The 7,752-nt window shown below is 62.1% G+C and carries 6 protein-coding genes and 2 rRNA genes; 2 read left to right on the forward strand and 6 right to left on the reverse strand.

What is annotated here, in order from left to right; genetic code table 11:
- Positions 1–15 precede the first annotated feature (15 nt).
- Entirely contained in the window at positions 16–2,094 is a 2,079-nt protein-coding gene (locus tag BLS51_RS12230; protein WP_090182276.1) for a molybdopterin-containing oxidoreductase family protein, read from the reverse strand.
- 138 nt (positions 2,095–2,232) lie between these two features.
- Here BLS51_RS12230 and BLS51_RS12235 point away from each other — a divergent pair, with 138 nt between their 5' ends.
- Positions 2,233–3,429 carry a M20 aminoacylase family protein gene (locus tag BLS51_RS12235; protein ID WP_090182274.1) on the forward strand — a complete coding sequence of 399 codons (1,197 nt, stop codon included), beginning with the start codon at positions 2,233–2,235 and terminating at the stop codon, positions 3,427–3,429.
- Here BLS51_RS12235 and BLS51_RS12240 read toward each other — a convergent pair.
- Complete coding sequence (locus BLS51_RS12240) at positions 3,421–4,305, reverse strand: NAD(P)-dependent oxidoreductase (RefSeq protein WP_255369063.1); 885 nt, start codon at positions 4,303–4,305, stop codon at positions 3,421–3,423. The genes BLS51_RS12235 and BLS51_RS12240 overlap by 9 nt on opposite strands.
- A gap of 106 nt (positions 4,306–4,411) precedes the next feature.
- Here BLS51_RS12240 and BLS51_RS12245 point away from each other — a divergent pair, with 106 nt between their 5' ends.
- The gene (locus BLS51_RS12245) at positions 4,412–4,957 is read left to right on the forward strand and encodes an acyloxyacyl hydrolase (protein ID WP_090182272.1); all 546 of its coding nucleotides are present in this window, start codon (positions 4,412–4,414) and stop codon (positions 4,955–4,957) included.
- 23 nt (positions 4,958–4,980) lie between these two features.
- Here BLS51_RS12245 and BLS51_RS12250 read toward each other — a convergent pair whose 3' ends face one another.
- From BLS51_RS12250 to BLS51_RS12265, 4 genes are all read right to left on the reverse strand, one after another.
- Positions 4,981–6,159 (reverse strand): L,D-transpeptidase family protein, encoded by a 1,179-nt coding sequence (locus BLS51_RS12250; RefSeq protein WP_229207528.1) that lies wholly within the window; start codon positions 6,157–6,159, stop codon positions 4,981–4,983.
- A 23-nt stretch (positions 6,160–6,182) separates the two neighbouring features.
- The gene (locus BLS51_RS12255) at positions 6,183–7,289 is read right to left on the reverse strand and encodes a L,D-transpeptidase Cds6 family protein (protein WP_090182270.1); all 1,107 of its coding nucleotides are present in this window, start codon (positions 7,287–7,289) and stop codon (positions 6,183–6,185) included.
- A 146-nt stretch (positions 7,290–7,435) separates the two neighbouring features.
- Positions 7,436–7,548: ribosomal RNA gene (gene rrf, locus BLS51_RS12260) — 5S ribosomal RNA — on the reverse strand.
- 117 nt (positions 7,549–7,665) lie between these two features.
- Positions 7,666–7,752 (reverse strand): 23S ribosomal RNA (locus BLS51_RS12265); the annotation flags it as partial.

The following is a 7,752-nucleotide window of genomic DNA, read 5'->3' on the forward strand; positions in this document are numbered from 1 at the left end:
GCGCATACATCACCTTCAAGCAGAGACCTTCTCGACTTGAACCAGTGTATCGTAAAAAGTCGGCGCGCGGCCCATATCGGTCAACTGTTGGCTGGTAACCTCATTGGCGTTTTTACCATCCGTGGCGAGCTTTTTCCACCATACTGACAAGCCGACAACCAGGCCGGCACGCGCCTTGTCGGTCACGCGCGCCTTGGCCACAAAGGAGCCGCGGTCATTGTAGATGCGCACCATGTCGCCCGCCGCGATGCCGCGCGCCGCGCTGTCGTCCGGGTGGATGTCCAGGTGCGGCTCGCCCTCCGCCGAACGCAGGCTCTTGACGTTGACGAAGGTGGAGTTGAGGAAGTTGCGTGCCGGCGGCGAAATCATCGCCAGCGGATAGCGCGCCGCCAGCGCAGGATTGCTGGCCGTCGACTCATACGGCGGCACATATGCAGGCAGCGGATCAAGGCCGTCTTTCTCCATCTGCGCGGAATAAAACTCGCACTTGCCGGACGGCGTGGGGAAGCCGCCCTGCGCAAACGGCGCCGCCGGCATATTCAGTTTCTGCCAGCCCTTCTGCTTCAAGGCGTCCCAGTCGAAGCCGATGGCGCGCACGTCCTGCGCGTTGAACGCCTGCGCCGCCAGCTGGTCGTCCGTCTCCTTGAAACAGTCGTCGTCGAAGCCCATCTTCGCTGCCAGCAGGCGGAAGATTTCGGTGTTGGCCTTGGCCTCGCCGAGGGGTGCGACGGCGGCATTATTCGCCATCATGTACAGGTGGCCGTAGGACGTGTGCGCGTCGATGTGCTCCAGCTGCGTAGTGGCCGGCAGCACGATGTCGGCGTAATCGGCGGTGTCGGTCTGGAAGTGCTCCAGCACTACGGTGAACAAGTCTTCGCGCAGGAAGCCGCGCATCACCTTGTCCGAATCCGGCGCAATCGCGACTGGATTCGAGTTGTAGACGATGACCGCCTCCACCGCCGGCCCAAAGTCCGGCGATGCTGACCGCAGCAGATCGTCGCCGATGGTGGTCATGTTGATGGTGCGCGGGATTTTCTTCAGCAGGTCGGTGCGCTGCAACCACGGCTTGTTGGTCGGGAACGCGCCGCTCGACGACAGCTGCACGCCGCCGGCCGCATGGCGCCACGCGCCCACCAGCGCCGGCAGACAGGCGATATTCCGCACCGCCATGCCGCCGCCGCGCACGCGCTGCACGCCGTAGTTGGTGCGGATCGCCACCGGCTCGCCGGCTTTCGCCATGCCGCCGTACAGGCGCGCCAAATCCAGCACTTCCTGCGCGCTGATGCCGCAGGTTTCCGCAGTGCGTTCCGGCGTCCATTCCTGCACGCGCTCTTTCAATTCATCGAAACCCAGCGTGTACTGCGCGATGTAATCGTGATCCAGCAGGTCTTCGTTAATCAGCACATGCATCAGGCCCAGCGCCAGCGCCGAATCGGTGCCAGGCAGCAGCGCGATGTGCTGGTGGCACTTCTCCGCCGTTAGCGAGCGATACGGATCGATGGCGATCAGCTTGGCGCCATTGCGCTTGGCCTCCTGCGCGCGGGTCCAAAAGTGCAGATTGGAGGCGATCGGATTCCCGCCCCAGATGATCAGCAGCTTGGCGTTCTGGAATTGCTCCATGTCGGTGCCGACCGAGGCGCCCACCGTGTACTTGTAGCCGGTGAAGCCGGCGGTGGCACAGATGGTGCGGTCCAGCAGCGAGGCGCCGATCTTGTTGAAGAAGCGCGATGACATCGACTCGCCCTGGATCAAGCCCATGGTGCCACAATAGCTGTAGGGCAGGATGGCTTCCGGCGCCCGATCCGCTATCGCTTGCAACCTTGCTGCGATGGTTTCCAGCGCCTCGTCCCAGCTGATGCGCTCGAACTTGCCCTCACCCTTCTTGCCAACGCGTTTCAGCGGATACAGCAAGCGGTCCTCGTGATAGGTGCGCTCGGTGTAGCGCGACACCTTGGTGCACAGCACGCCGGCCGTGGTCGGATGGTCGGGGTCGCCCTTGACCGCGGTGGCGACGCCGTCTTCCACCGTCACCAGCAGCGCGCAGGTGTCGGGGCAGTCGAGCGGGCAGGCTGCGCGGACTTGTGTGGTTGTCATGTCAAAAATCCAAAAAGCTTTTGCTCAAAGCAGTATCGTAAACCATTGCGCGCGCGCTGGCTTAAGTCCGCAGACAAGGGCTACAATGGCTGTTCTCGATGCTCAAAAAGCAAGCGAACCGAATATTGGAGAAGCAGTATGAAACTGGTAGATCCCATCATTGCATTTCAGTCCGAAATTCAACAGATACGGCGCGACCTGCACGCTCACCCGGAACTCTGCTACGAAGAAAAACGCACGTCCGACGTGGTGGCCGCCAAGCTGACCGAATGGGGCATTCCGGTCATCCGTGGCCTGGGCGTGACCGGCGTGGTCGGCGTCATCAAGAACGGCTCGTCGACACGCGCCATCGGCCTGCGCGCCGACATGGACGCGTTGCCCATGCAGGAGATCAACACCTTCCCCCACGCCTCGCGCCATCCCGGCAAGATGCACGCTTGCGGCCATGACGGCCACACCGCCATGCTGCTCGGCGCCGCCAAGCACCTGGCGACGCAGCGCAACTTCGACGGAACGGTATATCTGATTTTCCAGCCGGCCGAAGAAGGCGGCGCCGGCGCCAGGCGCATGATCGAAGACGGCCTGTTCGAGCAATGCCCGATGGACGCCATCTACGGCATGCACAACTGGCCTGGTATTCCGTCCGGTCACATGAGCGTGACGCCCGGCCCGCAGATGGCCTCCAGCAACGAGTTCTATCTGACGGTGAAGGGTAAAGGCGGCCATGCCGCGCAGCCGCACAAGTGCATCGACCCGGTCATCATCGGCATGCAGATCGCGCAGAGCTGGCAAACCATCGTCAGCCGCCGCACCAATCCGATCGACACCGCCGTGCTGTCGCTGACGCAGTTCCACGCCGGCACCGCCACCAACGTCATTCCCGACGAGGCCAAGCTGGCCGGCACGGTGCGCACGCTGTCGGCCAAGGTGCTGGACATGATCGAGCAGCAGATGGAAGAGGTGGCAGTCAACACCGCTGCCGCCTTCGGTGCGGAAGTGGAATTCAAGTTCCGCCGCAATTACCCGCCACTGGTCAATCATGCTGAAGCGACGCGCTTCGCGGTCGAAGTGATGAAATCCGTGGTCGGCGCCGACAAGGTCGACGACAAGACCGAACCATCGATGGCGGCGGAGGATTTCGCCTACTTCCTGCAGGCGCGCCCCGGCTGCTACATCTTCATCGGCAATGGCGAGGGCGACCACCGCGACGGCGGCCATGGCCTCGGTCCCTGCGTGCTGCACAACGGCAGCTACGACTTCAACGATAACTTGCTGCCGGTCGGCGCCAGCTTCTGGGTCAAGCTGGTGGAAGCCAGCCTGCCGCCGTCACCCTAATTGATCCGGCGCGGCGCCGACGCGCTGCCCCGGATTCAGCTGTTCCAGCCCGAGCAGCGCGGCCGAATGATCGGCCTGCGGCACGGTCTGCGACAGCGTCATGTAGCGCGCCGTCACCAGCTCGGTCAGCGGCAGCACGATGCCTGCCGCTTGCGCTGCCGCCAGGATGTTGTGCTGGTCCTTCAGCTGCGTAGTCACCTTGCCGCCGGCGACAAAATTCCGCTCCAGCATGCGCTGGCCGTGCACCTCCAGAATCTTCGACTCGGCAAAGCCGCCACGGATGGCCGCGCGCATCGCCGCCGGATCGGCGCCGGCCGCCTGCGCCAGCAGCATGGCTTCGGCGACGATATTGATCGTCGCTCCCACAATCAGCTGGTTGCACAGCTTGGCCACCTGGCCGCTGCCGGCCGGGCCGACCAGCGTGGCGCGGCCCATGGCTGCCAGCACTGGTTCGGCCTCGGCAAAATCCTCCGCGCTGCCGCCAGCCATGATGGCCAGCGTGCCGGCCGCCGCACCACCCACGCCACCAGACACCGGCGCATCAATAAAGCGTCGCCCCTGAGCCGCCAGCTGCGCGTGGAAAGCCTGCGCTTCCGCCTGCTGCGTCGAACTCATGTCGATCCATAACGCGTCGGGCGCCAGCGATGGCAAGGCCGCCTGCAACACCTGTTGCACGGTCGGGCCGGCCTCCAGCATGGAAATGATGACGTGCGCGTCGCTGACCGCCAGCGCCAGATCGGCCTCCGGTCGCGCGCCGGCATCCGCCAGCGCCGCCGCCTTGGCATGGGTGCGATTCCAGGCCGTCACCTGATGGCCGGCCGCCAGCAGGCGCCGCACCATGGGATCCCCCATCAAGCCGATGCCTAAAAAGCAGATTTGCGTGGACAATGCCCCTCCTGAATATTTTCCCGAACCCCGGTACAATCACGGGTTAGCCGTATAACATCTGACATACAGCACTCCAAAACATTTCAAGGATACTATGTTCACTAAAAAAATGATGGCCGTGGCTGCCGCCCTGGTCGTAGCGCAAAGCGCTTTCGCCGATGACAAATTGATTGATTCCGTATCGGTCGACGTCGGCGCCGGCGAGCACGTGCAGATGGTGCGCTTCAACGCCACCAAGGATTGGGACAACAAATGGTTCCAGTCGAACGGCACCCACCTGAGCGGCTACTGGGAAGCCAGCACCGGCATCTGGCGTGAAAACCGCTACATGAACCAGGTTGGCCAGGAGCGCAAGCTGTGGGACATCGGCTTTACCCCGGTATTCCGCTTCCAGAATGACAACAAGAAGGGCCTGTATTACGAAGGCGGCATCGGCGTGCACATGCTGTCGAAGCTGTACAACAACAGCGACAACCGCCTCGGCACCCACTTCCAGTTCGGCGACCACATTGCCACCGGCTACGTGTTCGACAACAACTGGGAAGTAGCGCTGAAGCTGCAACACTTCTCGAACGGCGGCTACAAAAAGCCTAACTCGGGCGTGAACTTCATCGAGCTGAAAGCGGCGTACCACTTCTGATGCACCACGCGGAGGCCATGTGCTTACACATTGGTCTCCGCAACAATCTTCCAGCTCTTGCCTTCCTTGGCCCAGTATTGCTTCTTGCGCACCGCGTGACGGAATTTACCCACCACGGTTTGCTGGGTGAAGCTGCTGACAATCATTTCTTCATGGCTGGGCTGACGGAAATAGCTTTGATCTGTTACCGTGACACTCACCTTCTTCGCGCCCGGCAGGAACTGATTCCTGGCCAGCCACGTCGACACATCCTCATCTGCTGATGATTTGAACCTTGGCGAATACATCGCCTTCATGCTGGCATCGTCGCGCTTTTCCATCTCCAGGCGCCAGCCCTCGACCAGCGAGGCGGCTTGCCGCAGATCCCGGTCACGCTGATCCTTGCTGACAAACTCCACCTGATCGCCGATCAGGATGGGCGTCTTGCCGATTTCCACCGTGCGCGTCAGGAAATTCAGGTCGTCATTGCTGACCACCACGCAGCCGTCGGTCGACAGCGGCGGCCGGCTGAAGGTTTCCGGCGGCGTGCCGTGCACCCAGATGCCGGAGCCGCCACGGCCCTGTACCTTGTCCCAATCGTTAGGATAATCCAGCGGCAACGCGCCTTTGCCATACATGTCAGGCAACTTGACGCCCGCCAGCCGGCCAACGATGTAGTACACGCCGACGGGCGTGCGCATATCGCCTTCCTTCCACTTGTTGATGCCCAGCTTGCCCTGGCTGACGTAGAAGTCCTGCATCAGACGCAGGCCGTCATTGCGGTTCTCATAGAGGTATAGGCGCGAATGCTTGGCGTCGACGATCAGGGCATGGCGCTGGTCCTTGCGCATCTGCAGCAGCGCGCGTGGCAGCAGCGCTGGCGCCGGACGTTCGGCCCCCAGCCGCACCGCCGCCTCACGGCGCAGGTCAGCCAGCCGGGCTTCAGCGCCCGCCGGCACCGCCGCGCCGAGATTACCGACGGCGCGCGTATGCATCAGCAGGATATCGCCGCGGATCAGGTGGCCCAGGCGGAAGTTGGGATAGGCCTCGACCAGGGCGTCCGCCTTCTGCTGCGCGGCGCTGAGGTCATGCCTGGCCAGGTCTTTGTAAATCTCGCCCAGCTGTTCTTCCGGGTTGGCTTTACGGGCCACAGGCGCCCGTTCCGGCTTTTTTGCGGCGTAACTGAACTGTCCCCCCATCAGGCTGATGAGAAGCAGCGCCATGCCGCCCGCTTTCAGATGCGCCTTCAATTGGAGACTTCCTGCTTGATTTGCCACTTGCCGCCGTTCTTGACCAGCACCAGCGTCTTGCGGCTGCGCGCCGTCAGGCGGTCGGACTCATAGGTCTGGCGGAAGGTTACTCTGGCGATGTTGCCGTTCACACTCACCTCCGGCGACGCCACCTCCACGCGGATGCGGCCCTTGCCCTCAATACGGGCACGGCGCTCGTCAGCCCAGGCCTTGCGCGTCAAGCCTTTAGGCGGCTCAAACTGCTGGCTGTAGTAGCCGAGGTAGGAATCGACATTCTGCGCCGCCCAGGCCTTGGCCCAGCCATGCACCTGCGCCATCACGGCGTCACGTTCGGACGTATCCGGCCTGGCCGGCGGCGGCGTTGCTGGCTTCGGGGCCGGTGCAGGCACAGGTGCAGCAACCACCTTCACCGGCGCCGAGGCAACAGGCGCGGGCACAGCTGGTGTGGCGGCAGCAACCTTAGATAGCGCCGAAACAGGCTGCTGCGCTACCGTCGGCGCAACAGCCGCGACCTTTGCTGGCGCCGAAACCGTCGGCTGAGCCACGACCGGCGCGGCAGCCTTCGGCGGCGGCGGAGCGGTGGGCGGCACCACGGCAGACGCGACAGACGCAACTTTTTGCGGCGCCGACGCAGCAACTGCTACAGGCCTGGCGGAAAATGGAAGCGTTACCGATGCAGGCGCCAGTGCGCGCAGCAAGGTCAGATTGGACTTGGCTGGCGTCGTCGGCGTACCGAGCCCCAGTGCCTTGTCATAAGCCTGGCTGGCCAGCTTGCCGTAGATATCGCCCAAATTTTCATAGGCGGTGTGGTAAGCCGGATTGGTGCGCAGCGCTTTTTCCAGCACCACACGGGCCTTGTCGTACTGCCCCTGGGCAGCATACAGCACCGCCAGATTGTTATACGGCTCCGGCAGATCCTTGTAATCTTCGGTCAATCTGGTGAAGACAGCGATTGCCTCGTCGGGCTTGTTTTGCTCGGTCAGAAGCACGCCTTTCCTGAAGCGCGCTTGCGCGTCGGCGGCATGGGTGTCATCGGCCTGGGCGGAGGTTCCGACCAGCAACGCCAATGTCACGTACAGCATTTTTTGGGCTGCGAATTTCATTGAAATGTGATGCTGAGGCTGCGAAAGTCGAGATAGTACACCTTTCGTTTCCACAGATCAAAAAACTCACCAAAACTCTCGCCGCATACTGTTGCGCCAAACGCAAAAAGGCCCGCACTATGGCGGGCCTTCTCACTTAATAACTAGCTTGACGATAACCTACTTTCACACTGGTTGCAGCACTATCATCGGCGTAGAGTCGTTTCACGGTCCTGTTCGGGATGGGAAGGGGTGGGACCGACTTACTATGGTCATCAAGCTTTGACTTGTATGCTCTGGCGCCACCGATCGGGCGCCACAGCGAATCTGGGAGAAGTAAAGTTCTGGTTGGGTAGCACTCACCATCATAGTAAATGCGCATAACCGTCAAGGTTATAGGGACAAGCCGTACGGGCAATTAGTATCAGTTAGCTTAATGCATTACTGCACTTCCACACCTGACCTATCAACGTCCTGGTCTCGA

Source organism: Duganella sp. OV510 (assembly GCF_900100205.1).
GTDB lineage: Bacteria > Pseudomonadota > Gammaproteobacteria > Burkholderiales > Burkholderiaceae_D > Rugamonas.

Bases quoted from the DNA above. Each gene is read 5' to 3' on its own strand.
- BLS51_RS12230 (WP_090182276.1), bottom strand. From the start codon at position 2,094: ATGACAACCACACAAGTCCGCGCAGCCTGCCCGCTCGACTGCCCCGAC.
- BLS51_RS12235 (WP_090182274.1), top strand. From the start codon at position 2,233: ATGAAACTGGTAGATCCCATCATTGCATTTCAGTCCGAAATTCAACAG.
- BLS51_RS12245 (WP_090182272.1), top strand. From the start codon at position 4,412: ATGTTCACTAAAAAAATGATGGCCGTGGCTGCCGCCCTGGTCGTAGCG.
- BLS51_RS12250 (WP_229207528.1), bottom strand. From the start codon at position 6,159: ATGGCGCTGCTTCTCATCAGCCTGATGGGGGGACAGTTCAGTTACGCC.
- BLS51_RS12255 (WP_090182270.1), bottom strand. From the start codon at position 7,289: ATGAAATTCGCAGCCCAAAAAATGCTGTACGTGACATTGGCGTTGCTG.